Origin of the sequence: Streptomyces vinaceus (assembly GCF_008704935.1) — a bacterium.
Lineage (GTDB): Bacteria > Actinomycetota > Actinomycetes > Streptomycetales > Streptomycetaceae > Streptomyces > Streptomyces vinaceus.
Map to the genome: position 1 here is coordinate 4,415,619 of NZ_CP023692.1, position 24,175 is coordinate 4,439,793.

At 72.1% G+C, this 24,175-nt stretch carries 19 protein-coding genes; 12 read left to right on the plus strand and 7 right to left on the minus strand.

The annotated features are described in order from the left end of the window. Positions 1 to 93: 93 nt before the first annotated feature. From CP980_RS19985 to CP980_RS20030, 10 genes are all read left to right on the plus strand, one after another. A complete protein-coding gene (locus tag CP980_RS19985) occupies positions 94 to 1,521 on the plus strand; it encodes a resuscitation-promoting factor (RefSeq protein WP_150528747.1) in 1,428 nt (475 codons plus the stop codon). After that, the gene (gene rsmA, locus CP980_RS19990; RefSeq protein ID WP_150528748.1) at positions 1,518 to 2,441 is read left to right on the plus strand and encodes a 16S rRNA (adenine(1518)-N(6)/adenine(1519)-N(6))-dimethyltransferase RsmA; all 924 of its coding nucleotides are present in this window, start codon (positions 1,518 to 1,520) and stop codon (positions 2,439 to 2,441) included. The genes CP980_RS19985 and rsmA overlap by 4 nt, the downstream gene beginning before the upstream one ends. Beyond that, positions 2,438 to 3,346 carry a 4-(cytidine 5'-diphospho)-2-C-methyl-D-erythritol kinase gene (locus tag CP980_RS19995; protein ID WP_150528749.1) on the plus strand — a complete coding sequence of 303 codons (909 nt, stop codon included), beginning with the start codon at positions 2,438 to 2,440 and terminating at the stop codon, positions 3,344 to 3,346. The genes rsmA and CP980_RS19995 overlap by 4 nt, the downstream gene beginning before the upstream one ends. 98 nt (positions 3,347 to 3,444) lie before the next feature. After that, positions 3,445 to 4,776 (plus strand): acyltransferase family protein, encoded by a 1,332-nt coding sequence (locus tag CP980_RS20000; protein WP_150528750.1) that lies wholly within the window; start codon positions 3,445 to 3,447, stop codon positions 4,774 to 4,776. A gap of 27 nt (positions 4,777 to 4,803) precedes the next feature. After that, a complete protein-coding gene (locus CP980_RS20005) occupies positions 4,804 to 6,603 on the plus strand; it encodes an ABC-F family ATP-binding cassette domain-containing protein (protein ID WP_132757415.1) in 1,800 nt (599 codons plus the stop codon). Positions 6,604 to 6,768: 165 nt separating this feature from the next. Beyond that, a complete protein-coding gene (locus CP980_RS20010) occupies positions 6,769 to 8,406 on the plus strand; it encodes an outer membrane protein assembly factor BamB family protein (RefSeq protein ID WP_132757413.1) in 1,638 nt (545 codons plus the stop codon). 47 nt (positions 8,407 to 8,453) lie between these two features. Further along, positions 8,454 to 10,250, plus strand: a complete 1,797-nt coding sequence (locus CP980_RS20015; protein ID WP_150528751.1) for an outer membrane protein assembly factor BamB family protein — start codon at positions 8,454 to 8,456, stop codon at positions 10,248 to 10,250. A gap of 143 nt (positions 10,251 to 10,393) precedes the next feature. Beyond that, positions 10,394 to 11,092 carry a response regulator transcription factor gene (locus CP980_RS20020; RefSeq protein ID WP_132757410.1) on the plus strand — a complete coding sequence of 233 codons (699 nt, stop codon included), beginning with the start codon at positions 10,394 to 10,396 and terminating at the stop codon, positions 11,090 to 11,092. A 124-nt stretch (positions 11,093 to 11,216) separates the two neighbouring features. Then, positions 11,217 to 12,164 carry a UDP-glucose 4-epimerase GalE gene (gene galE, locus CP980_RS20025; protein WP_132757408.1) on the plus strand — a complete coding sequence of 316 codons (948 nt, stop codon included), beginning with the start codon at positions 11,217 to 11,219 and terminating at the stop codon, positions 12,162 to 12,164. A gap of 518 nt (positions 12,165 to 12,682) precedes the next feature. After that, a complete protein-coding gene (locus tag CP980_RS20030) occupies positions 12,683 to 13,447 on the plus strand; it encodes a response regulator transcription factor (RefSeq protein WP_150528752.1) in 765 nt (254 codons plus the stop codon). On the opposite strand, the gene CP980_RS20035 is transcribed toward CP980_RS20030, so the two are convergent. Next, on the minus strand, positions 13,406 to 13,903 hold the full coding sequence (locus tag CP980_RS20035; RefSeq protein WP_132757404.1) for a MarR family winged helix-turn-helix transcriptional regulator: 498 nt from the start codon (positions 13,901 to 13,903) through the stop codon (positions 13,406 to 13,408). The genes CP980_RS20030 and CP980_RS20035 overlap by 42 nt on opposite strands. A gap of 175 nt (positions 13,904 to 14,078) precedes the next feature. Here CP980_RS20035 and CP980_RS20040 point away from each other — a divergent pair, with 175 nt between their 5' ends. Then, on the plus strand, positions 14,079 to 14,936 hold the full coding sequence (locus CP980_RS20040) for a trans-aconitate 2-methyltransferase (RefSeq protein ID WP_132757402.1): 858 nt from the start codon (positions 14,079 to 14,081) through the stop codon (positions 14,934 to 14,936). Positions 14,937 to 15,162: 226 nt separating this feature from the next. Here CP980_RS20040 and CP980_RS20045 read toward each other — a convergent pair whose 3' ends face one another. Further along, positions 15,163 to 15,834, minus strand: a complete 672-nt coding sequence (locus CP980_RS20045) for a TetR/AcrR family transcriptional regulator (RefSeq protein WP_030865813.1) — start codon at positions 15,832 to 15,834, stop codon at positions 15,163 to 15,165. After that, a complete protein-coding gene (locus CP980_RS20050) occupies positions 15,834 to 16,820 on the minus strand; it encodes an acyl-CoA desaturase (protein WP_189998980.1) in 987 nt (328 codons plus the stop codon). Before CP980_RS20050 ends, CP980_RS20045 begins: the two co-directional genes overlap by 1 nt. Before the next feature lie 382 nt (positions 16,821 to 17,202). Between CP980_RS20050 and ppc the strand changes: the two genes are divergently transcribed. Continuing rightward, positions 17,203 to 19,968 carry a phosphoenolpyruvate carboxylase gene (gene ppc / locus CP980_RS20055; protein WP_373312950.1) on the plus strand — a complete coding sequence of 922 codons (2,766 nt, stop codon included), beginning with the start codon at positions 17,203 to 17,205 and terminating at the stop codon, positions 19,966 to 19,968. Positions 19,969 to 20,053: 85 nt separating this feature from the next. On the opposite strand, the gene pth is transcribed toward ppc, so the two are convergent. The 4 genes from pth to glmU all read right to left on the minus strand — a co-directional run bounded on the left by pth (position 20,054) and on the right by glmU (position 24,068). Then, complete coding sequence (pth, locus tag CP980_RS20060) at positions 20,054 to 20,644, minus strand: aminoacyl-tRNA hydrolase (protein WP_132757401.1); 591 nt, start codon at positions 20,642 to 20,644, stop codon at positions 20,054 to 20,056. A gap of 90 nt (positions 20,645 to 20,734) precedes the next feature. Next, the gene (locus CP980_RS20065) at positions 20,735 to 21,322 is read right to left on the minus strand and encodes a 50S ribosomal protein L25/general stress protein Ctc (protein ID WP_132757399.1); all 588 of its coding nucleotides are present in this window, start codon (positions 21,320 to 21,322) and stop codon (positions 20,735 to 20,737) included. Positions 21,323 to 21,499: 177 nt separating this feature from the next. Further along, complete coding sequence (locus CP980_RS20070; RefSeq protein WP_030156542.1) at positions 21,500 to 22,477, minus strand: ribose-phosphate diphosphokinase; 978 nt, start codon at positions 22,475 to 22,477, stop codon at positions 21,500 to 21,502. Positions 22,478 to 22,622: 145 nt separating this feature from the next. After that, entirely contained in the window at positions 22,623 to 24,068 is a 1,446-nt protein-coding gene (glmU, locus tag CP980_RS20075; protein ID WP_132757398.1) for a bifunctional UDP-N-acetylglucosamine diphosphorylase/glucosamine-1-phosphate N-acetyltransferase GlmU, read from the minus strand. Positions 24,069 to 24,175: the final 107 nt, after the last annotated feature.

The following is a 24,175-nucleotide window of genomic DNA, read 5'->3' on the forward strand; positions in this document are numbered from 1 at the left end:
CACGCTCGGTAGCCGCCCGACTTTGGTGAGTGACGGGCGTCCGCTAGGGTGCCGTGCCCGAACCGATGGGGCCGGACCAGTGGAGCGAGCGTCGTGAGCGAGAGTCCTTTCACCGGGGTGTACGGGAACGAGGCCGTGGTCCCGGACCCCGAGCCCGCAGCGGTGCCCGCCCCGCGCACCGGGGACCGGCGGGCCGCCCGGCGGCGCAAGGGCGCCGAGGCCGCGGCGGCGCCCGTAGCCGCCCCGACCGGACGGCGCCGGGCGGCCCCCGCCGCCGGCCCCGACCTCGCCGCGCCCCCGGGCCCGGGCCCCGGAGCCGGCACGGGCCGGCGCCGCAGCCCCGACCCCGGCCCGGGCCTGCCGTCCATCGCCGCCCCCACCGGCCGGCGGCGCCGCGGCGCCCCCGCCCCCGCCCCCGCCCCCGCGGGGCAGGGCAACTGGCGGCGGATCGTCCCGCAGGCCCTGGTCGTCGCCTTCCTGGCCGGGGGAACCACGGCGTTCGTCGCCGCCGACAAGTCCGTGCGGCTCACCGTCGACGGGGAGCCCCGGACCCTGCACACCTTCGCCGACGACGTCGACGAACTCCTGGACGCCGAGGGTCTCGGCGTCGGCCCCCACGACCTCGTCGCCCCCGCCCGCACCGAGGCCCTCGACGACGGCGACGAGATCGTCGTCCGCTACGGCCGCCCCCTGCGCCTGACCCTCGACGGGCAGAGCCGCCAGGTGTGGACCACCGCCGCCACCGTCGAGGGAGCCCTGCGCCAGTTCGGCGTCCGCGTCGAGGGCGCCTACCTCTCCGCCCCGCGCACCGCCCCCGTGCCACGGGCCGGCCTCACCCTGGCCGTCCGCACCGAACGCAGCGTCACCTTCATGGCGGACGGCCGCGAAACCACCATCCGCACCAACGCCGCCACCGTCCAGGAAGCCCTCGGCCAGGCCGGGATCACCCTCCAGGGCCAGGACACCACCTCCGTCCCGCCCGCCTCCTTCCCGCGCGACGGCCAGACCGTCACGGTGCTCCGCATCACCGGCACCCGCGAGGTCCGCGAGGAGCGCATCCCGTACGCGGTCGAGAAGACCGAGGACGACTCCCTGTTCGCCGGCACCGAGGTCGTCGAGCGGGCGGGCCGGCCCGGGGCCCGCCGGGTCACGTACGTCCTGCGCACCGTCAACGGGGTGCGGCAAAAGCCCCGCAAGGTCGCCGAGGAGACCGTCCGCGACCCCGTCACCCAGCTCGTCAAGGTCGGCACGAGGCCGCTGCCGACCTCCGTCGCCGGGGCGGACGGCCTCGACTGGGGGGCGCTGGCCCAGTGCGAGTCCGGCGGCCGCCCCTCCGCCACCGACGCCTCGGGCACGTACGGCGGCCTGTACCAGTTCGACGTCCGCACCTGGCAGAGCCTCGGCGGCTCCGGCCGCCCCCAGGACGCCCCGGGCCCGGAACAGACGTACCGGGCGAAGAAGCTCTACGTACAAAGGGGCGCGACCCCGTGGCCCCACTGCGGCCGTAGGCTTTACCGGTGAGCACCGCAGAGCAGCAGCCCGAGGGCACTACCAGCAGTACGACCGGCACCACCTCCGACGCCCTTCTCGGGCCGGCGGACATCCGCGAGCTGGCCGCCGTACTCGGCGTACGGCCGACGAAGCAGAAGGGCCAGAACTTCGTCATCGACGCCAACACGGTGCGCCGCATCGTGCGCACCGCCGAGGTGCGGCCCGACGACGTCGTCGTCGAGGTCGGGCCCGGGCTGGGCTCGCTGACGCTCGCGCTGCTGGAGGCCGCCGACCGGGTCACCGCCGTCGAGATCGACGACGTGCTGGCGGCTGCGCTGCCCGCCACCATCGAGGCGCGGATGCCGCAGCGCAAGGACCGCTTCGCGCTGGTGCACTCCGACGCGATGCTCGTGGAGGAGCTGCCGGGGCCGGCGCCGACCGCGCTCGTGGCGAACCTGCCGTACAACGTGGCCGTGCCGGTGCTGCTGACCATGCTGGACCGGTTCCCGACCATCGAGCGCACGCTGGTGATGGTGCAGGCGGAGGTCGCCGACCGGCTGGCCGCCAAGCCGGGCAACAAGGTGTACGGGGTGCCCTCGGTCAAGGCGAACTGGTACGCGGACGTGAAGCGGGCCGGGTCCATCGGCCGCAACGTGTTCTGGCCGGCGCCGAACGTGGACTCCGGCCTGGTCTCGCTGGTGCGGCGGGCCGAGCCGATCAGGACGAGCGCCACGAAGGCCGAGGTCTTCGCCGTCGTGGACGCCGCCTTCGCGCAGCGCCGCAAGACGCTGCGGGCCGCGCTGGCCGGCTGGGCCGGTTCGGCGGCGGGCGCGGAGCAGGCGCTGGTCGCCGCCGGGGTGTCCCCGCAGGCGCGCGGGGAATCGCTGACGGTGGAGGAGTTCGCGGCGATCGCCGAGCACAAGCCGGCGGCGGAGAGGCCCGCGCTGTGAGCAGGAAGAAGAGCGTGACCGTACGGGTCCCCGCGAAGGTCAACGTGCAGCTGGCGGTGGGCGCGGCCCGGCCCGACGGCTTCCACGACCTGGCGAACGTCTTCCTCGCGGTGTCCCTGTACGACGAGGTGACGGTCACCGCGGCCGAGACCCTGACGGTCACCTGCGCCGGCCCGGACGCCGACCAGGTCCCGCTGGACCGTACGAACCTGGCGGCGCGGGCGGCCGAGATCCTCGCGGCCCGCCACGGCCGCTCCGACGCCGTCCACATCCACATCGCGAAGAACATCCCGGTGGCCGGCGGCATGGCGGGCGGCAGCGCCGACGGCGCCGGCGCCCTGCTGGCCTGCGACGCCCTGTGGGGGCTGGACACCCCGCGCGCCCAGCTCCTGGAGATCTGCGCGGAACTCGGCAGCGACGTGCCGTTCAGCCTGGTCGGCGGGGCGGCGCTGGGCACCGGGCGCGGGGAGCTCCTGACCCCGGTCGAGGCGGGCACCTTCCACTGGGTGTTCGCGGTCGCCGACGGCGGGCTGTCGACGCCCGCGGTGTTCCGCGAGTTCGACCGCCTGGCCGAGGGCCGCAGCATCCCGGCCCCCGAGGCCTCGCCGGCGCTGCTCACCGCCCTCGCCTCGGGCGACCCGGCCGCGCTCGCCGCGACCCTGGCCAACGACCTCCAGCCGGCGGCCCTGTCGCTGCGCCCGCAGCTGGCCGCGACGCTGGAGGCGGGCACCTCCGCCGGAGCGCTGGCCACGCTGGTCTCCGGCTCCGGGCCGACGACGGCCTTCCTGGTCCGCGACGCGGAATCCGCCCTCAAGGTCGCCGCGGCCCTCGAAGCCTCGGGCACCTGCCGCACGACCCGGACCGCCACCGGCCCGGCCCCGGGGGCCACGGTCCTGGCGTCCTGAGGAGCACCCACCCGCAACCCACCCGTACGCGGGTACCCAGGGCGAAGTGAGTATCCGCGCTCTGTTCCCGCCCGGGTCCCGGGCGGGAGGGTGCCCGCATGGGATATGCCGCGCACACCGCCAAGGACCTCGCCGAGGCCACCCCCGACAGCCGGGACCGGTACGTCGACCTGCTGCGGGTCGCCTCGCTCGGGACGGTGCTGCTCGGGCACTGGCTGATGGCCGCCGTCAGCGCTGACGGCATAGGGAACCTGCTCGCCCTGGTCCCCGCACTCCAAGTCCTCACCTGGGGCCTGCAGATCATGCCGGTGTTCTTCTTCGTCGGCGGGTTCTCGCACGCCCTGTCGTACCGCTCGCTGGCCCGGCGCGCCGACGGGCGGCCCGTCTACGCCGCCTTCCTGCGGGCCCGGCTCCAGCGGCTGTTGCGGCCCACCCTCGTCTTCGTCCTCCTGTGGACCGCGGGCGCGCTCGCCGTCCAGCTCGCCGGGGGCGGGCAGGGGAAACTGAGCGGGGCCGCGCTGCGGGTGGTCACCCAGCCGCTCTGGTTCATCGGGATCTACCTGGCCATGGTCGCCTTCACCCCGGCCCTGCTGGAGCTGCACCGGCGGTGGGGCTGGGGCGCCTTCGCCCTGCTGGCCGGGTCCGCGGCCGCCGTCGACGCACTGCGCTTCGCGCTCGCCGTCCCGTACGTGGAGTTCCTGAACTTCGCCTTCGTCTGGCTGGCCGTCCACCAGCTCGGCTTCCTGCGGGCCGACGGGCGGATCACCCGCCCCGCGCTGCTCGCCGCCGCCGGGCTCGCCGGCGCCGTACTGCTCGTCGCGTACGGCCCGTACCCGCTGTCCATGGTCGGGATGCCGGGGGAGAAGGCGTCCAACATGGCCCCGCCCACCCTCGCGCTGCTGGCGCACGGGACGTGGCTGGTCGCAGCCGTGGAGCTGCTCGCGAAGCCCGCCGCCGCGCTGCTCGCCCGGCCGCGCGTCTGGCGTTCGGTGGTCGCCGCCAACGGGATCGCCATGACCGCGTTCCTGTGGCACCTCACCGCCATGCTCGCCGTGTACGCCGCCCAGCTCGGGCTCGGCCTGCGCCTGCCCGAGCCGGCCACCGGCGCCTGGTGGGCGCAGGTCCCCGTCCGGCTGCTCGCGGCCGCCGCGCTGACCGGCGTACTGGTCGCCGTCTTCCGCCGCTTCGAGGCGCCCGGCCGCGGCGACGCCGAGCCCGGGTCCGGGCCCCGCGCCGCCCTCGGGATCACCCTGTGCCTGCTCGGGATCCTCGGCCTGTCCATGACCGGGCTCGGCGGACTGCTGGAGGGCCACAGCGCCACCCTCATCGCCCTTCCGGTCACCGCTCCCGCCGCCATCGGCATGGCTCTGGGAGGCTGGCTCCTGGTGGAGCGCTCGGCACCGGCTCGGAGGGTTAGGCTGAGGGGCTGATCCACACCCTTCCCTGGAGCGCGTCTGATGGCCGTCAATCTGGTCAATGTCGAGGCAGTCGGCAAGGTGTACGGAACCCGTGCCCTGCTCGACGGCATCTCCCTCGGCGTGTCCGAGGGAGACCGGATCGGTGTCGTGGGCCGCAACGGCGACGGCAAGACCACCCTCATCCGCATGCTCGCCAAGCTGGAGGAGCCCGACACCGGCCGGGTCACCCAGAGCGGCGGACTGCGCATGGGCGTCCTCACCCAGCACGACTCCCTCGACCCCGCGGCGACCATCCGCCACGAGATCATCCGGGACATGGCGGACCACGAGTGGGCCGGCAACTCCAAGATCCGCGACGTGCTCACCGGGCTCTTCGGCGGCCTCGACCTCCCCGGCTTCGGCCAGGGCCTCGACACCGTCATCGGCCCGCTCTCCGGCGGCGAGCGCCGCCGCATCGCGCTCGCCAAGCTGCTCATCGCGGACCAGGACCTCCTCGTCCTCGACGAGCCCACCAACCACCTCGACGTCGAGGGGATCTCCTGGCTGGCCAAGCACCTCCAGGAACGCCGCTCGGCCCTCGTCTGCGTCACCCACGACCGCTGGTTCCTCGACCAGGTCTGCACCCGCATGTGGGACGTCCAGCGCGGCTCCGTCTACGAGTACGAGGGCGGCTACAGCGACTACGTCTTCGCCCGCGCCGAGCGCGAGCGCATCGCCGCCACCGAGGAGACCAAGCGGCAGAACCTGATGCGCAAGGAGCTGGCCTGGCTGCGCCGCGGCGCCCCGGCCCGGACCTCCAAGCCGCGCTACCGCATCGAGGCCGCCAACGAGCTCATCGCCGACGTGCCGCCGCCGCGCGACAAGTCGGAGCTGATGCGCTTCGCCAACGCCCGCCTGGGCAAGACCGTGTTCGACCTGGAGAACGTCAGCGTCCAGGCCGGTCCGAAGGTCCTGCTCAAGCACCTCACCTGGCACCTGGGCCCCGGCGACCGCATCGGCCTCGTCGGCGTCAACGGCGCGGGCAAGACCTCGCTGCTGCGGGCGCTCGCCGAGGCGGCCCGTACGCAGGGCGACGTCCAGCCGGTCGCCGGGACCGTCACCGTCGGCAAGACGGTCAAGCTGGCGTACCTCTCGCAGGAGGTCGGCGAACTCGACCCGTCCCTGCGGGTCCTGGAGGCCGTGCAGCGCGTACGCGACCGCGTCGACCTCGGCAAGGGCCGCGAGATGACGGCGGGTCAGCTGTGCGAGCAGTTCGGCTTCACCAAGGAGAAGCAGTGGACGCCCGTCGGCGACCTGTCGGGTGGTGAGCGGCGCCGGCTCCAGATCCTGCGCCTGCTGATGGACGAGCCCAACGTGCTCTTCCTCGACGAGCCCACCAACGACCTCGACATCGAGACCCTCACCCAGCTGGAGGACCTCCTCGACGGCTGGCCCGGCTCGATGATCGTCATCTCCCACGACCGGTTCTTCATCGAGCGCACCACCGACACGGTGATGGCGCTGCTGGGCGACGCGAGCCTGCGGATGCTGCCGCGCGGCCTGGACGAGTACCTGGAGCGCCGGCAGAAGATGATCGAGGCAGCCGCCCCGGCGCCCGCCCCGGCCGCCGCCGCCAAGTCGAGCGCCTCCGGCGACTCGCGCGCCGCGAAGAAGGAGCTCCAGAAGATCGAGCGGCAGCTCAACAAGATGTCGGACCGCGAGTCGAACCTGCACGCGCAGATCGCCGAGAACGCCACCGACTTCGACAAGGTGGCCAAGCTGGACGCGGAGCTGCGCGAACTCATCGCCGACCGCGACGAATTGGAGATGCGCTGGCTGGAGCTGGCCGAGGACGCCTAGACCCGCCTGGATTCCGCCGGGCGGATGCGTCGGCCGACCGGATAACGGCGTTGTCACGGGCCGGTCCTCCCTTGGGAACAGGGGTCGGACCGGCCCGATGTAAGAACGCCGTCAGTGATAGAAAGGTCATCCCCCTCCACCACCCGACGCCGAAGGTATGCGCTGATGACCGAGCCGCCCCAGCCGCCGAACCAGCCGCCTCCGCCCTCCGGTTACGGTCACCTGCCGGGTCCGCCGCAGCCCGGTTACGGGTACCCGCAGCAGGGTGAGAACCCGTACGCGCAGCAGCCCCCCACGCAGCCCATGCAGCAGCCCGCGCCCCAGCAGGGCTACTTCCCTCCGCCGCCCGGCATGCCCACCGCCGGCATGCACCAGGTCGGGGGCGCGCCGCAGCCGCCGAAGAAGAAGACGGCCGTCATCGTCGCCGCGGCCGTCGCCGGGGTCCTCGTGCTCGGCACCGGCGGCTACTTCGCCTTCGTGAGCGGCGACCACGACCCGAAGCAGCCCGTCGCGCAGGGCTCCACGCCCGCCGACGCCAAGCCCTCCGCCAGCGTGGACAACGGCGACGGCAGCGGCAACGGGGGCGGCCAGAGCGAGGACCTCAACGCCGGCCGCAAGCAGGGCGAGGACAAGACCCTCTGGCTCAAGACCGCCAAGATCGACGGCCCCGGCCTCGGCGTGGACTCCGCCGGCCAGTGGATCGTCGGCGACACCGTCGTCAAGAGCGTCTGGAAGAACCTCACCGCGTACGGGGTCACCGACGGCAAGGAGAAGTGGACGCTGGCCTTCCCCGCTCCGATCTGCTCCGTCACCAAGCAGACCACCGCCGAGCGCAAGACCGTCGTCATGTTCAAGGACGGCGAGGGCGACTCCGCCACCTGCAACCAGATGAAGCAGGTCGACCTCAAGACGGGCAAGGAAGGCTGGACGAAGGAGGTCCCCAAGGAGGGCCTCTTCGACATCATGACCAGCCCCAGCCTGGGCATCACCGGCGACACCGTCGCCGTCAGCCGCAGCGGCACCGCCAGCGCCTTCAAGGTCAGCACCGGCGACAAGCTGTTCGGCAGCGCCACCGCCGAGGGCTGCAAGCCGGACGCGTACGTGGCGGACAAGGGCAAGATGATCGCCATCGCGACCTGCTACGACGACGACCTCTCCAGCGAGGTCTCCGACGCCGACCCGGTCACCGGCAAGAAGACCTGGACCTTCAAGCTGCCCGCCAAGTACAAGGTCGGCGCCGTCTATTCGCTCGACCCGCTCGTCCTCGACATCGGCAACCAGGACAAGAAGGAACGCGCCATCGTGGTCCTCGGACCCGACGGCAAACAGCGCGCCACCGTGAGCGGCGAGGGCAGCTTCGCCACCGAGTGCACCAACGGCCTCTTCCGCTCCGTCGAGATCTGCTCCACCACCGCCGTGGACGCGGGCACGCTCTACCTGCCGACCGTCGCCGAGTCCGGCAAGGCCAACGAGATCGTCGCCTTCGACCTGGGCACCGGCAAGGCCAAGTGGCGCACCCCCGCCGGGGACGGCCGCACCATCGTCCCCGTGGGCGCCGCCAACGGGCAGCTGATCGCCTACCGCAAGGCCACCTCCGACCAGGGCGGCGAGGTCCTCTCGATCCCGGCCGCCGGCGGCACGCCCACCGCGCTGCTGCGCAACCCGTCGGGAACCTCCGCCCCGATCGAGAGCTCCTTCTTCACCCCGATCGTCGACTACGCGGACGGCAGGCTCTACGTCTCCCAGTCCCGTCTTCTCGCCAAGGGCACCGCCGAGAAGCTCCTGATGGTCTTCGGCAAATGACGCGCAGCGAGTCCACCGAGCCGCCCACCGAGAGGCAGTAGCAAGCGATGAGTACCCCGCCGCCACCCCAGCAGCCGCCCGTCGGCGGCTTCGGAGCGCCGCAGGAGCCCGCACCCGGGGCCTTCGGCGCGCCGCCGCCGGTGCCGTCCGCGCCGCAGGGCGCACCGCAGCCGCCGGCCCCGCCGCAGCAGCCGCCCGTACCGCCGGGCCCGCCGACCGCGCCCGCCACGCCCGCCGCCCCCGCCGCGCCGGGTGCGGCGCCGCAGGGGCAGGCGGCGTACGGCTATCCCCAGCAGGGCTACGGCTACCCGCAGCAGCCGCAGCCCCCCGGCGGGGCCGGGGCCCCGCCGGCCTACGGCGCACCCGCGGCCCCCATGTACGCGGCCCAGCCCCCGGCCGGCCCGGGCGGCGGCAACGACAAGCGCACCCAGCTGATGATCGTCGGCGCGGCCCTCCTGGCCATCGTCCTGATCATCGCGGGCGGCTTCTGGTACGTGTCCGGCGAGGACGGCGGCAACGGCAAGCAGCCCGCCGCGAACGGCACCACCGGCGGCGACAAGCCCGGCTCCGGCACGCCCGGTTCGGAGAAGGTGCCGGCCAACACCAAGTCGAAGCCGCTGTTCAACCAGCCCAACCCGACCCCGGAAGAGGTCGTCACGGTCGCGGGCTCCTGGATCACCGACTCCACGTACATCAAGTCGGACGTGGCGAAGGTCGTCGGCTACAACACCGTCGACGGCGGCAAGAAGTGGGAGGTCCCCCTCCCGGGCGAGCTCTGCGCCGCCACCAAGCACGTCAGCGACAACAAGACGGCCGTCCTCTTCCGGCCCACCAAGCCCACGCCCGACAACAAGTACCCGGCGTGCACCGAGGTCGGCGTCATCGACCTGGAAGCCGGAAAGCTCCTGTGGTCCGGCAACGCCAAGGGCGCCACCACCGGCGACAAGCCCGCCTCCTACTACGAGGTGACCCTCAGCGGCCAGACCGTCGCCGCGGGCGGCACCAGCGGCGGCGCCGCCTGGAACCTTGCCGACGGAAAGTCCCTGTGGACCCCCAAGGTCGACGGCGACGGCTGCTACGACAGCGGCTACGCCGGCGGCGAGGCCCTCGCCGTGATCCGCAAGTGCGGCCGCGGCGACAACCAGACCCTGTACGCCCAGACGCTGGATCCGGCCACCGGCGCCCAGCTGTCCTCGTACAAGCTCTCCCCGGGCATCGAGTGGGCGTCCATCGTCTCCACCAAGCCCCTCATCGTCGGCGCGGACGTCGGCAAGACCGCCAAGAACGCCTCCGGCGTCAGCGACCTCTTCGTCGTCGACCCCAAGGGCGAGTTGAAGGCGCGCATCTCGCTCGCCTCCGGCACCTACGGCGGCAAGTGCGGCGGCACCGAGGTCGAGAAGTGCGCCGGGTTCGTGATCGGCAACGGCAAGATCTACCTGCCCTCGATCGAGCACCAGGGTTCGGCGGAGGTCGGCCGCACCAACGAGCTGCTCTCCTTCGACCTGGAGACCGGCAAGCAGACCACCGACCGCGCCGACGCGGGCGAGCGGTACACCCTGTTCCCGCTCCGCATGGACGGGCCGAACATCATCGCGTACAAGGAGCCCCCGTACGACAAGGGCGGCCAGGTCGTCAGCATCGACGGCAAGACGATGAAGGAGACCGTCCTCATGGAGAACCCGGCGGAGAAGGCCAGCCGGACCGCCGAGACCGGTTTCTCGCCCGACTACTCCGAATACCGCTACCACAACGGCAAGCTCTTCATCTCCCGGACGACGGCCAGGAAGCCGTACTCCGACAAGGGCGACCCCGAGTACCTGTTCGTCTCCTTCACCGCCAGCTGATACCCGGCCGATCGCGGCCGCGCGGCGCAGCGGGCAGAAGCCCCCGGAAGGTCCGCCTTCCGGGGGCTTCTGCGCGGTAACGGACGCGCACCGTCGAACAAGCGTGTAGCTTGCCGGGTCAGAAGGGCGGGGGTGGGTGCGCGATGGGCGTACGGGTCATGGTGCTCGACGAACACCGGCTGCTGGCCGAGGCGCTGGCCTCGGCCCTCAAACTGCGCGGGCACCGGGTGCTGGCCGCGGCCGCCCCGGCCGCGGGCGCCGCCGAGCTGGTCATCAGCCGGGCGCCGGAGGTCTGTCTGCTGGGCACCGCCACGCCCGCCGAGCCGGGGGTCTTCGAGCCGGTCGTCCGGATCAAGCGGGAACGGCCGCAGATCGCCGTGGTCGTCCTCGGCCCGGTGCCGAGCCCGCGCGGGATCGCGGCCGCCTTCGCCGCCGGCGCCTCGGGGTACGTACGCCACGACGAGCGGATCGAAGGGGTGGAGCGGGCCCTGGCCAAGGCCCGGGCGGGGGAGGTGGCGATCTCCCCGCAGCTGCTCCAAGGCGCCTTCGCGGAGCTCCTCAACCCCGCGGTCCAGCCCGACGACGAGGGCAGCCGGCTGCTGCGGCTGCTCACCCCGCGCGAGGTGGAGGTGCTGGTCCGGGTCGCCGAGGGCGAGGACACCCGGATCATCGCGGCGGGCATGGAGATCGCGCCGAGCACCGCCCGTACGCACGTGCAGCGGGTGCTGATGAAACTGGGCGTGGGCTCACGGCTGGAGGCGGCGGCGCTGGCCGCCCGTACCGGCCTGCTGGACCGGGCGGGGGTGCCCTCGGCGGCCGCCGATTTCCCCGGAGGCCCGTAATCCGGTAAGCCAGTGACCGGCACGTGCACGCGCCCGCGTGCATCCCCCGGCGAGAGGCAGTGGACGAGTGAGCGAGACGGCGACTTCCAGAACGGCGACTTCCCGCACGGCGGCGTTCAAATACATGGTCACCGGCGGCGCCGGGTACGTCGGCAGCGTCGTCGCGGCGCACCTCCTGGAGGCCGGGCACGAGGTCACCGTCCTCGACGACCTGTCCACCGGCTTCCGCGAGGGCGTCCCGGCGGGCGCCGCCTTCATCGAGGGCCGGATCCAGGACGCCGAGCGGTACCTGGACCCCTCCTACGACGCGGTGCTGCACTTCGCGGCGTCCTCGCAGGTCGGCGAGTCCGTCGCCAACCCGGGCAAGTACTGGGAGAACAACGTCGGCGGCACGCTCGCCCTGCTGGCCGCGATGCGCTCGCACGGCGTGCGCAAGCTGGTGTTCTCCTCCACCGCCGCCACCTACGGCGAGCCCACCGAGGGCCTGCTCACCGAGGACTCGGTCACCAAGCCCACCAACCCCTACGGCGCTTCGAAGCTCGCCGTCGACCACATGATCGCCGGCGAGTGCGCGGCGCACGGCGTCGCGGCGGTCTCGCTGCGCTACTTCAACGTGGCCGGCGCGTACGGGGAGTTCGGCGAGCGGCACGACCCCGAGACGCATCTGATCCCGCTGGTGCTCCAGGTCGCCCTGGGCGAGCGGGAGTCGATCTCGGTGTTCGGCGAGGACTACCCGACCCCGGACGGCACCTGCGTGCGCGACTACATCCACGTCGCCGACCTGGCCGAGGCCCACCTGGCCGCCCTGGAGGCCGCCACCGCGGGCGAGCACCTCATCTGCAACCTCGGCAACGGCAACGGCTTCTCGGTCCGCGAGGTCGTCGAGACGGTCCGCAAGGTCACCGGCGCGGAGATCCCCGAGGTCGTCGCCCCGCGGCGGGCCGGAGACCCGGCGGTGCTCGTCGCCTCCGCGCGCACGGCGCACGAGCGGCTCGGCTGGACCCCGGCCCGCTCGGACCTCACGGGCATCATCACGGACGCCTGGAACTTCACGCGCAAGCACCGCTCCTGACCCGCCGCCCCGCCTCACCCGCGCCCCCCGCACCCGACGGTGCCGGGGGGCGCGGTGCGTACGGCGCGTGCGTACCGCGGTGTGCGGACCGCGGCGTGCGCGGGGAGCGCGCGGGCGCCGGCCGCGCCGTGGGCGGGCGCGGTGCGCGGGCGCCCGGCGTGCACACGCCGGGTGAAATGCCCTCCGTGCAACTGCCCGCGGCACGGGCCCGCCGGAAACCGTCTTCCAGACCGTTTACATGGTCGAATTCCGGCCACAGCGATCCCGGTTCACGCCTGCCCAGCCGGAAAATCCCTCGGAAAACTTCTGCTATTCGGCCAACCGTGAGCGGCGACCCGTTCTACGCTGATGCGTGACACCGGTGGGGGCCGGTGTTGATTCAGGGGTCGAGACACGCCGGGTACGGCGTCCGGTCCGGGGTAGTGCAGAGATGTCTCGGCGGCGGCCGCGGCAGCTGCGGATCACCGGGTCCGGGCGCCGTACCCGCAGTCGTCCGTTCCCCGACCCTTGGGGGTTTTGTGGTTCGCATCCGGGTTCTCGTGGTCGACGATCACCGCATCTTCGCCGAATCGCTCGCAGCCGCGCTCGCGGCCGAGCCCGACGTGGACGTGTCCGCGGCCGGCAGCGGCCCCGCCGCGCTGCGCTGTCTCGAACGCGCGGTGGCCGAGGGCCGCCGCTTCGACGTCCTGCTCGTCGACGCCGACCTCGGCGCCGCCGCCGGGGCCGTGCCCGCCCAGCGCGAACCGGGCTCCGGGCCACCGCCCGCCGCCGACGGGATCGCGCTCGTCGCCGGGGTGCGGGTGTCCCACCCCGGGGTCCGCACCGTCGTGCTGGCCGAGCGCGACGATCCGCGCCGGGCCGCGCACGCCCTGCAGGCCGGGGCCTCCGGCTGGGTGGCGAAGGACTGCTCGCTCTCGCGGCTGCTGGCCGTCATCCGCGGGGTCCTGCGCGAGGAGACCCACCTGCCTCCCGCGCTGCTCACCGGGGTCCTGCGGGAACTGACGGCCGCGCGCAAGCACCGGACGGACAGCGAACGGCTCGTCGAGTCCCTCACGCCGCGCGAGCACGAGGTGCTGCGCTGCATGGTGGCGGGGCTGGGCCGCAAGGACGTGGCGGCGCGGCTGTTCCTGTCCCCGCACACCGTCCGCACGCACATGCAGAACGTGCTGGGCAAGCTCGGGGTGCACTCCACGCTCGCGGCGGTGGCACTGGCCCGGCGGGCGGGCGTACGACCGGCGGACCTAGCCGGGGATGTTGTCGAACGGAGCGGTCAACTGGCGTAGCAGTGCCGCGAGGTCGCCGCGCTGGGCCTGGGAGAGCTGGGCGAGGATCGCCCTCTCCTGGGCCAGCAGGCCGGCCAGGGCCTCGTCGGCGCGGTCACGGCCCTCGGGGGTGAGGCGCACGAGCACCCCCCGCCGGTCGTTGGGGTCGGGCAGCCGCTCGACGAGGCCCTTCTTGGCGAGCCGGTCGATGCGGTTGGTCATGGTGCCCGAGGTGACCAGGGTCTGCGTCAGGAGCTGGCCGGGGGAGAGCTGGTAGGGCGCGCCGGCGCGGCGCAGCGACGTCAGGACGTCGAACTCCCAAGGCTCCAGGCCGTGCTCGGAGAAGGCGAGCCTGCGGGCGCGGTCGAGGTGCCGGGCGAGCCTGCTGACGCGGCTCAGCACTTCGAGCGGTTCCACGTCGAGGTCAGGGCGTTCCCGCCGCCATGCCGCGACCAATCGGTCGACCTCGTCCTCCATGCCGATCAGTGTAAGGGGTCTGTCGACGTGAAGTCTCTTCAAATCGAGGATCTCGGGAATGGATATCTCGATCTCATGAATCTTGACATCGAGATATATTCTGAGTGACGATGGGCATGGAGGGGGCCGGAACCGCTTCCGCTTCCGCCCGCCCCGTCAGTAGGGAGGCTCGAACATGCATTCCGATACCGCGTCGGCAAAGATCCCCGCACCCTCCGCCCACGCCGCGCCCACCTGGGACCCCCAGCAATACCTCCGCCACGCCGGACACCGAACCCGCCCCTTCCTCGACCTCCTGAACCGGATACCCGAGCTGCCCACGCGCCCCGCCCGCATCGCCGACCTCGGCTGCGGCCCCGGCAACGTCACCGCACTCCTCGCCGAACGCTGGCCCGAGGCCCACATCACCGGCTTCGACCTCTCCCCGCAGATGCTCCGCCGCGCCGACGACGAGTACGCGGGCCCCACCCCGGGCGGCGGCAGCCTCGACTTCCGCCACGGCGACCTCGCACACTGGCTCCCCGAGGAGCCCTACGACCTGATCGTCTCCAACGCGGCCCTCCAGTGGGTCCCCGGCCACGCCGGCTCCTTCGCCGCCTGGACCAACGGGCTGCGCCCCGGCGGCACCTTCGCCTTCCAGATCCCCGCCAACTTCACCGCCCCCAGCCACGCGCTCCTCGCCCGGCTCTGCGACACCCCGCGCTGGCGCGGCCGCCTCGCCGGCCACGGCGCCCGCTACGTCCACCTCCTCGAACCCGGCGACTACCTGGACCGGTTCATCGAGCTGGGCTGCACCGTCGACACCTGGGAAACCACCTACCACCAGCTGCTCACCGGCCCCGACCCGGTACTGGACTGGGTCAAGGGCACCGCCCTGCGGCCCGTGCTGACCGCCCTCGGGGACGACCGGACGGCCGCGGAGGCCTTCCTCGCCGAATACCGCGACCTGCTGCGCGAGGCCTACCCGCCCGGCCCGCGCGGCACCGTCTTCCCGTTCCGCCGCATCTTCGCCGTCGCCCGAAAGGAGCTCTGACCGCCAAACCGCCCGTACTCGCCGCCCGCGGCGGCTGCTGGTTCGCCGCCGGGCCCGGACACCGCCGCTTCTCCTGCGAGGACCCCGCGGACAACCGGCTGAAGTTCCTCGAACCGCTGGACTGAGCGCCAGGGGCGGCGGTACGACGCGACGACGCCCCGCCACCGGAGATCCGGTGACGGGGCGCCGCCGCGGGGTGCGTTCGCGCGGTGCGTGGCCGTACGGCTCAGCTCTTGCGGTGGCCGACCAGCCGCGGCTTCGACTCCAGCCCGTCCAGCCCGTGCCAGGCCAGGTTCACCAGGTGCGCCGCGACCTCCGCCTTCTTCGGCCGGCGCACGTCCAGCCACCACTGCCCGGTCAGCGCGACCATCCCGACCAGCGCCTGCGCGTACAGCGGGGCCAGCTTCGGATCGAACCCGCGCGCCTTGAACTCCAGCCCCAGGATGTCCTCGACCTGCGTGGCGATATCACTGATCAGCGAGGCGAACGTCCCCGTCGACTGGGCGACCGGGGAGTCCCGGACCAGGATGCGGAAGCCGTCCGTGTACGACTCGATGTAGTCGAGCAGCGCGAACGCCGCCTGCTCCAGCAGCTCCCGCGGGTGCCCGGCCGTCAGCGCGCCCGTCACCCCGTCCAGCAGCTGGCGCATCTCCCGGTCCACGACGACCGCGTACAGCCCCTCCTTGCCCCCGAAGTGCTCGTACACCACCGGCTTGGAGACCCCGGCCTTCGCCGCGATCTCCTCCACCGACGTGCCCTCGAAGCCCTTCTCCGCGAACAGGGTGCGGCCGATGTCCAGCAGTTGCTGACGCCGTTCGGCGCCCGTCATCCGGACCCGGCGGCCACGCCGGGGCTTGTCGCTGCTGGAACTGCTGCCGTCGATCGCCACGTCCCCCATCATGCCGCGTTCGACGCGTTTTCCCTGCGCCGGGCATCGACGCGGCCCTTGGACGGCCAGCGCACGTCCGTAGCCCAGCCCGCCAGCTCGAACCAGCGGATCAGCCGGGCACTGGAGTCGACCTGCCCGCGCAGCACGCCGTGCCGGGCCGACGTCGGGTCCGCGTGGTGCAGGTTGTGCCAGGACTCCCCGCACGAGAGCACCGCCAGCCACCACACGTTGCCCGAGCGGTCCCGGGACCGGAACGGACGCTTGCCCACCGCATGACAGATCGAGTTGATCGACCACGTCACGTGGTGCAGCAGCGCGACCCGGACCAGCGAGCCCCAGAAGAACGCCGTGAACGCACCCCACCACGACATCGTCACCAGACCGCCCACCAGCGGCGGGATCGCCAGCGACACGACCGTCCACAGGACGAAGTCACGCGAGATCCGCCGGATCGCCGGGTCCTTGATCAGGTCAGGGGCGTACTTCTGCTGATTGGTCTGCTCCTCGTCGAAGAGCCACCCGATGTGCGCCCACCACAACCCCTTCATCAGGGCCGGAACGGTCTCGCCGAACCGCCACGGCGAATGGGGATCGCCCTCGTGATCGGAGAACTTGTGGTGCTTGCGGTGGTCCGCCACCCAGCGCACCAGCGGACCCTCCACCGCCATCGAACCCATCACGGCCAGCACGATCCGCAGCGGCCGCTTCGCCTTGAAGGAACCGTGCGTGAAGTACCGGTGGAAGCCGATGGTGATCCCGTGGCAGGCCAGGAAGTACATGAACACCATCAGGCCGAGATCCAGCCAGCTCACCCCCCAGCCCCAGACCAGCGGCACCGCCGCCAGCAGCGCCAGGAAGGGAACGACGATGAACAGCAGCAGGGCGATCTGCTCGACGGACCGCTTGTTCTCGCCTCCGAGGGTCGCGGAGGGCGCGGGGGTATCGGAATCGGAGGCCGCCGAGGCGTCCTCGATCAGCTCGGGACTGATGGTCATGAGGGTCCCCTGGGGGGTGAGTGATCGGCGGGGCGCCCGTGACGCCCGCCCTGGCTACGGATCCGTAACCTACGGCAACGTAAGTATGGCAAAGCCGGAGCCCGGGGCAAGAGGAGCACGGCCGGGCCCGAGGCGCTCTCAAGGGCGCTCGCAGCAGGCCGCGCGCCGCCTGGTGAGACGTTTAGCGAGGCACGAGGCCCGGACACCTATCCTGGTGTCGTCGGACAGCGCGGTCCGCACGGGCAGCCGAGCTGCGCACCAGGTGGGGGACACCCCCTGGACCCCCTCCCGGCAACAGCCGGGGCAGGAGTCCGGGCCCGCCCCCCGCGCATCCCGGAGCCCACCTCCCAGTAGCGCTCGAACACTGCAAGGAGCCGCACCTGTGAGCAGTGCTGACCAGGCCTCCTCCACCCCCGCCAAGGCCCCGGCCACGGCCGTCGCCGCCAACGCGGAGCTGCGGGCGGACATCCGCCGCCTCGGCGACCTCCTTGGCGAGACCCTCGTCCGCCAGGAAGGCCAAGAACTCCTCGACCTCGTCGAACGAGTACGCGCCCTGACGCGCACCGACGGCGTCGCCGCCGCCGCACTGCTCGGCGACACCGACCTGGAGACCGCCGCCAAGCTGGTACGGGCCTTCTCCACCTACTTCCACCTCGCCAACGTCACCGAACAGGTGCACCGCGGCAAGGAACTGCGCGCCCACCGCGCCGCCGAGGGCGGACTCCTCGCCCGCACCGCCGACATGCTCAAGGACGCCGACCCCGAGCACCTGCGCGAGACGGTCAAGAACCTCAACGTCCGCCCCGTCTTCACGGCACACCCCACCGAGGCGGCCCGCCGCAGCGTCCTCAACAAGCTGCGCCGCATCGCCGCCCTCCTGGAGGAGCCCGTCGCCGGCGCCGGCGAACGCCGCCGCCACGACCTGCGCCTCGCCGAGAACATCGACCTCGTCTGGCAGACCGACGAGCTGCGCGTCGTACGGCCCGAACCCGCCGACGAGGCCCGCAACGCCATCTACTACCTCGACGAACTGCACGCCGGCGCGGTCGGCGACGTCCTGGAGGACCTCGCCGCCGAGCTCCAGCGCGTCGGCGTGGAGATCCCCGCCGGGACCCGCCCGCTCACCTTCGGCACCTGGATCGGCGGCGACCGCGACGGCAACCCCAACGTCACCCCCGACGTCACCCGCGACGTACTGATCCTCCAGCACGAGCACGGCATCACCGACGCCCTCGAACTCGTCGACTTCCTCCGCGGCCTGCTGTCGAACTCCATCCGCTACACCGGCGCCACCGAGGAACTCCTCTCCTCCCTCCAGGCCGACCTCGAACGCCTCCCCGAGATCAGCCCGCGCTACAAGCGGCTCAACGCCGAAGAGCCCTACCGGCTCAAGGCCACCTGCATCCGGCAGAAGCTCGTCAACACCCGCGAGCGCCTCGCCAAGGGCACCCCCCACGAGGAAGGCCGCGACTACCTCGGCACCGCCGAGCTCCTCACCGACCTCACCCTCATCCAGACCTCCCTGCGCGAACACCGCGGCGCCCTCTTCGCCGACGGCCGCATGGACCGCACCATCCGCACCCTCGCCGCCTTCGGCCTCCAGCTCGCCACCATGGACGTCCGCGAACACGCCGACGCCCACCACCACGCGCTGGGCCAGCTCTTCGACCGCCTCGGCGAGGAATCCTGGCGCTACGCCGACATGCCGCGCGAGTACCGGCAGAAGCTGCTCGCCAAGGAGCTCCGCTCGCGCCGCCCGCTCGCCCCCACCCCGGCACCCCTCGACGCCGCCGGACACAAGACCCTCGGCGTCTTCTTCGCCATCAAGGACGCCTTCGAGAAGTTCGGCCCCGAGGTCATCGAGTCGTACATCATCTCGATGTGCCAGGGCGCCGACGACGTCTTCGCCGCCGCCGTCCTCGCCCGCGAGGCCGGCCTCGTCGACCTCCACGCCGGCTGGGCCAAGATCGGCATCGTCCCGCTCCTGGAGACCACCGACGAGCTCAAGGCCGCCGACGTCATCCTCGACGCCATGCTCGCCGACCCCTCCTACCGGCGCCTGGTCTCCCTGCGCGGCGACGTCCAGGAGGTCATGCTCGGCTACTCCGACTCCTCCAAGTTCGGCGGCATCACCACCAGCCAGTGGGAGATCCACCGCGCCCAGCGCCGCCTGCGCGACGTCGCCCACCGCTACGGCGTGCGCCTGCGCCTCTTCCACGGCCGCGGCGGCACCGTCGGCCGCGGCGGCGGGCCCTCGCACGACGCGATCCTCGCCCAGCCCTGGGGCACCCTCGAAGGCGAGATCAAGGTCACCGAGCAGGGCGAGGTCATCTCCGACAAGTACCTCGTACCGTCACTGGCCCGCGAGAACCTGGAGCTCACCGTCGCGGCCACCCTCCAGGCCTCCGCCCTGCACACCGCCCCCCGCCAGTCCGAGGACGACCTCGCCCGCTGGGACGCGGCCATGGACACCGTCTCCGACGCCGCCCACACCGCGTACCGCGAGCTCGTCGAGGACCCGGACCTGCCGGCGTACTTCTTCGCCGCCACCCCCGTCGACCAGCTCGCCGACCTCCACCTGGGCTCGCGCCCCTCGCGCCGCCCCGACTCCGGCGCGGGCCTCGACGGCCTGCGCGCCATCCCCTGGGTCTTCGGCTGGACCCAGTCCCGCCAGATCGTCCCCGGCTGGTACGGGGTCGGCTCGGGCCTGAAGGCCCTGCGCGAAGCCGGCCAGGGCGACGCCCTCGCCGAGATGGGAGAGCGCTGGCACTTCTTCCGCAACTTCCTGTCCAACGTCGAGATGACGCTGGCCAAGACCGACCTGCGGATCGCCCGCCACTACGTCGACACCCTGGTCCCGGACGACCTCAAGCACGTCTTCGCCCGCATCGAGGCCGAACACGAACTGACCGTCCGCGAGGTCCTGCGCATCACCGGCGGCCACAAGCTCCTGGACTCCAACCCGGTCCTCCAGCAGACCTTCGCCGTCCGCGACGCCTACCTGGACCCCATCTCCTACCTCCAGGTCTCCCTGCTGGCCCGCCAGCGCGCGGCCGCCGCCCGCGGCGAAGCCCCCGACCCGCTGCTGGCCCGCGCCCTGCTCCTCACCGTCAACGGCGTGGCGGCGGGCCTGCGCAACACCGGCTGACGCCGCCCGCAGGGCCCGTACCGGCCCGCCAACGCGAAGGGGCCCCCGCACCGTCCGGTGCGGGGGCCCCTTCGCGTCATGCCCGTCAGGAGTTGTAAGCGGACTGGGCGCGCTCCAACCCCTCCGCGATCAGGCACTCCACCGCGTCGGCGGCCCGGTCCACGAACCAGTCCAGCTCCTTGCGCTCCGTCGACGAGAAATCCTTCAGCACGAAGTCCGCGACCTGCATGCGGCCCGGCGGCCGGCCGATGCCGCAGCGCACCCGGTGGTAGTCCGGGCCCATCGACTTCGTCATCGACTTCAGGCCGTTGTGCCCGTTGTCCCCGCCACCCAGCTTCAGCCGCAGCGTCGGGTAATCGATGTCCAGCTCGTCGTGGACCGCCACGACCCGCTCCAGCGGCACCTTGTAGAAGTCGCGCAGCGCCGTCACCGGCCCACCCGACAGGTTCATGAACGACATGGGCTTCGCCAGCACCACCCGGCGGTTCGCCGGCCCGGGCGGGCCCATACGGCCCTCGACCACCTGCGCCCGCGCCTTGTGCGCCTTGAACTTCCCACGCATCCGCTCGGCCAGCAGGTCCACCACCATGAACCCGATGTTGTGGCGGTTGCCCGCGTACTCCGCCCCGGGGTTACCGAGGCCGACGATCAGCCACGGCGCCGCGTCGTCCGACATCCATGCTCCTTAACGAGGACGACCGCCGTCCCGCTCCCAGTGGAGCCGGACGGCGGTCGATCAGCAAGTGCTGAGGGGGAAGGGCGAGGCTCAGGCCTCGTCGCCCTCGGTGGCGGCCTCGGCGGCCGGCTCCTCGGCCTGCGGCGCGACGACCTGCAGAACGGCGGTCTCGCCGTCGACGGCCAGCGTGGTGCCGGCCGGCAGGACCAGGTCCTTGGCGTGGATGGAGGCACCGGCCTCCAGGCCCGCGATGGAGACGGTGACCTCGGTCGGGATGTGGGTGGCCTCGGCCTCGACCGTGATCGTGTTGAGGAGGGTCTCCAGCATGTTGTTGCCGGGAGCCAGGTCACCCTCGGTGACGACGGCGACCTCGACGGTGACCTTCTCGCCCTTCTTGACGATCAGGAAGTCGACGTGGGAGACCGAACGCTTCAGCGGGTGCTTCTGAACGGCCTTCGGGATGACCAGCTCGGTGCCGTCGCCCGCGATGTCCAGGGAGATCAGGACGTTCGGGGTGCGCAGCGCCAGCGCCAGGCCGTGGCCCTCGACGTTGACGTGCTTCGGGTCGTTGCCGTGGCCGTAGATGACACCGGGAACCATGGCGTCGCGACGGGCCTGGCGGGCGGAGCCCTTGCCGAAGGTGGTGCGGAGCTCGGCGGAAAGCTTGACCTCGGACATGCTCACTCCTCGTGGGGTGATGGAAAGGGACACAGTCACCCGGCCTGAACGGCCTGCTACGAAGAGCGCGTCGATAACGGAGCGCCGACACCGAAAAGGTGCGGCCTCCCTCGCCGAGCAACTCGTGGAGTCTACCCGGCGCGGAGGCCGCACCCAAAAGGATCTCTGTACTACCGGTTACTGCTGCTCTTCGAACAGGCTGGTGACCGAACCGTCCTCGAAGACCTCGCGCACCGCGCGCGCGACCATCGGGGCGATCGACAGCACCGTGATCTTGTCGAGCTCCAGGTCGGACGGGTCCGGCAGGGTGTTCGTGAAGATGAACTCGCTGACCTTCGAGTTCTTCAGGCGGTCCGCCGCCGGGCCCGACAGGATCCCGTGCGTGGCCGTCACGATGACGTCCTCCGCGCCGTGCGCGAACAGCGCGTCGGCGGCGGCGCAGATCGTGCCACCCGTGTCGATCATGTCGTCGACCAGGACACAGACGCGGCCGCGGACCTCACCGACGACCTCGTGCACGGTCACCTGGTTCGCGACGTCCTTGTCACGGCGCTTGTGGACGATCGCCAGCGGCGCGTCCAGACGGTCGCACCAGCGGTCGGCGACGCGCACACGGCCGGCGTCCGGGGAGACGATCGTCAGCTTCGAACGGTCCACCTTCGCGCCCACGTAGTCCGCGAGGACCGGCAGCGCCGACAGGTGGTCCACCGGACCGTCGAAGAAGCCCTGGATCTGGTCCGTGTGCAGGTCGACCGTCAGGATGCGGTCCGCGCCCGCGGTCTTCAGCAGATCGGCGACCAGGCGGGCCGAGATCGGCTCGCGGCCCTTGTGCTTCTTGTCCTGGCGGGCGTACCCGTAGGAGGGGATGATCACGGTGATGGAGCGGGCCGACGCACGCTTCAGCGCGTCGATCATGATCAGCTGCTCCATGATCCACTTGTTGATCGGAGCCGTGTGGCTCTGGATCAGGAAGCAGTCCGCGCCACGAGCCGACTCCTGGAAGCGGACGTAGATCTCACCGTTCGCGAAGTCGAAAGCCTTGGTCGGCACGAGGGCGACGCCCAGCTGATGCGCAACCTCCTCGGCCAGCTCGGGGTGGGCGCGGCCGGAGAAGAGCATCAGCTTCTTCTCGCCGGTCGTCTTGATCCCGGTCACAGCACAGTCTCCTCAGACGTGTTGAAAGCTGCTCGCCCCCGTGTGCGTCCGTCCCGCACACGGTGAGCCAGCCGAATTGCGTGCACCTATCACGGTACGCCCTGACGGGCCTACCTGTTTCCGGTCAGTTCACCTCAACGAGGCCTCAGCGGGGGTCCGAATCCTCCGGGGCCGCCGACTGGGCCGCCGTCGCCGCCGCGCTACCCGGCCGCTTACGGGCCACCCAGCCCTCGATATTGCGCTGCTGGCCGCGCGCCACGGCCAGCGCACCCGCCGGAACGTCCTTCGTGATGACCGAACCGGCCGCCGTGTACGCGCCGTCCCCGATGGTGACGGGCGCCACAAACATGTTGTCCGAACCCGTCTTGCAATGTGAGCCGACGGTCGTGTGGTGCTTGTGCTCACCGTCGTAGTTCACGAACACGCTCGCCGCGCCGATGTTCGTGTACTCACCGATCGTCGCGTCGCCCACGTACGAGAGGTGGGGCACCTTCGTACCCTCGCCGATCGTCGCGTTCTTCATCTCCACGTACGTACCGGCCTTCGCCTTCAGCCCCAGGTTCGTACCGGGACGCAGGTACGCGTACGGGCCGACCGAAGCCGACTCACCGATGACCGCCGTGTCCGCCACCGTGTTGTCCACCCGCGCACCCGGACCCACCCGCGTGTCCTTGAGCCGCGTGTTCGGACCGACCTCGGCGCCCTCGGCCACGTGCGTCGCGCCGAGCAGCTGCGTACCCGGGTGGACCAGCGCGTCCTGCCCGAAGGTCACCGTCACGTCGACGAACGTGCTCGCCGGGTCGACGACCGTCACGCCCGCGAGCATCGCCCGCTCCAGGAGACGGGCGTTGAGCAGCGCGCGGGCCTCGGCGAGCTGGACGCGGTTGTTGATCCCGAGGATCTCGCGGTGGTCGCCGCCGACGGCCGCGCCGACGCGGTGGCCCGCCTCGCGCAGGATGCCGAGCACGTCGGTGAGGTACTCCTCGCCCTGGCTGTTGTCGGTGCGCACCTTGCCCAGCGCGTCCGCGAGGAGGGCGCCGTCGAAGGCGAAGACTCCGGAGTTGATCTCCCGGATCGCTCGCTGGGAGTCGGTGGCGTCCTTGTGCTCGACGATGGCGGTGACGGCGCCGGCGCCGTCCCGGACGATGCGCCCGTAGCCGGTGGAGTCGGGGACCTCGGCGGTGAGCACGGTGACGGCGTTGCCGTCGGCCACGTGCGTGGCCGCGAGCTGCTGAAGAGTCTCCCCGGTCAGCAGGGGGGTGTCGCCGCAGACGACGATCACGGTCCCGTCGACGGCGCCGCCGAGCTCTTCGAGGGCCATGCGGACGGCGTGGCCGGTGCCGTTCTGCTCGTACTGGACCGCGGTGCGGACGGAGGCGTCGATCTCGGCGAGGTGCGCGGTGACCTGCTCGCGGGCGTGGCCCACGACGACCACGAGGTGTTCGGGGTCCAGCTCGCGCGAGGCGGCGACGACGTGGCCCACGAGCGAGCGCCCGCAGATCTCGTGCAGAACCTTGGGAGTGGCCGACTTCATGCGGGTGCCTTCACCCGCTGCGAGTACGACGACGGCTGCCGGGCGGTTGGCGCTCACGGGGATGCCCTTCGGCTTCGGGTGGTGGACCCGTGAAGGATACCGGGGGGCCGCACCCCGGAAACGAAGCCGGGTCCCGACCGACCGGTCAGGACCCGAACCAACAG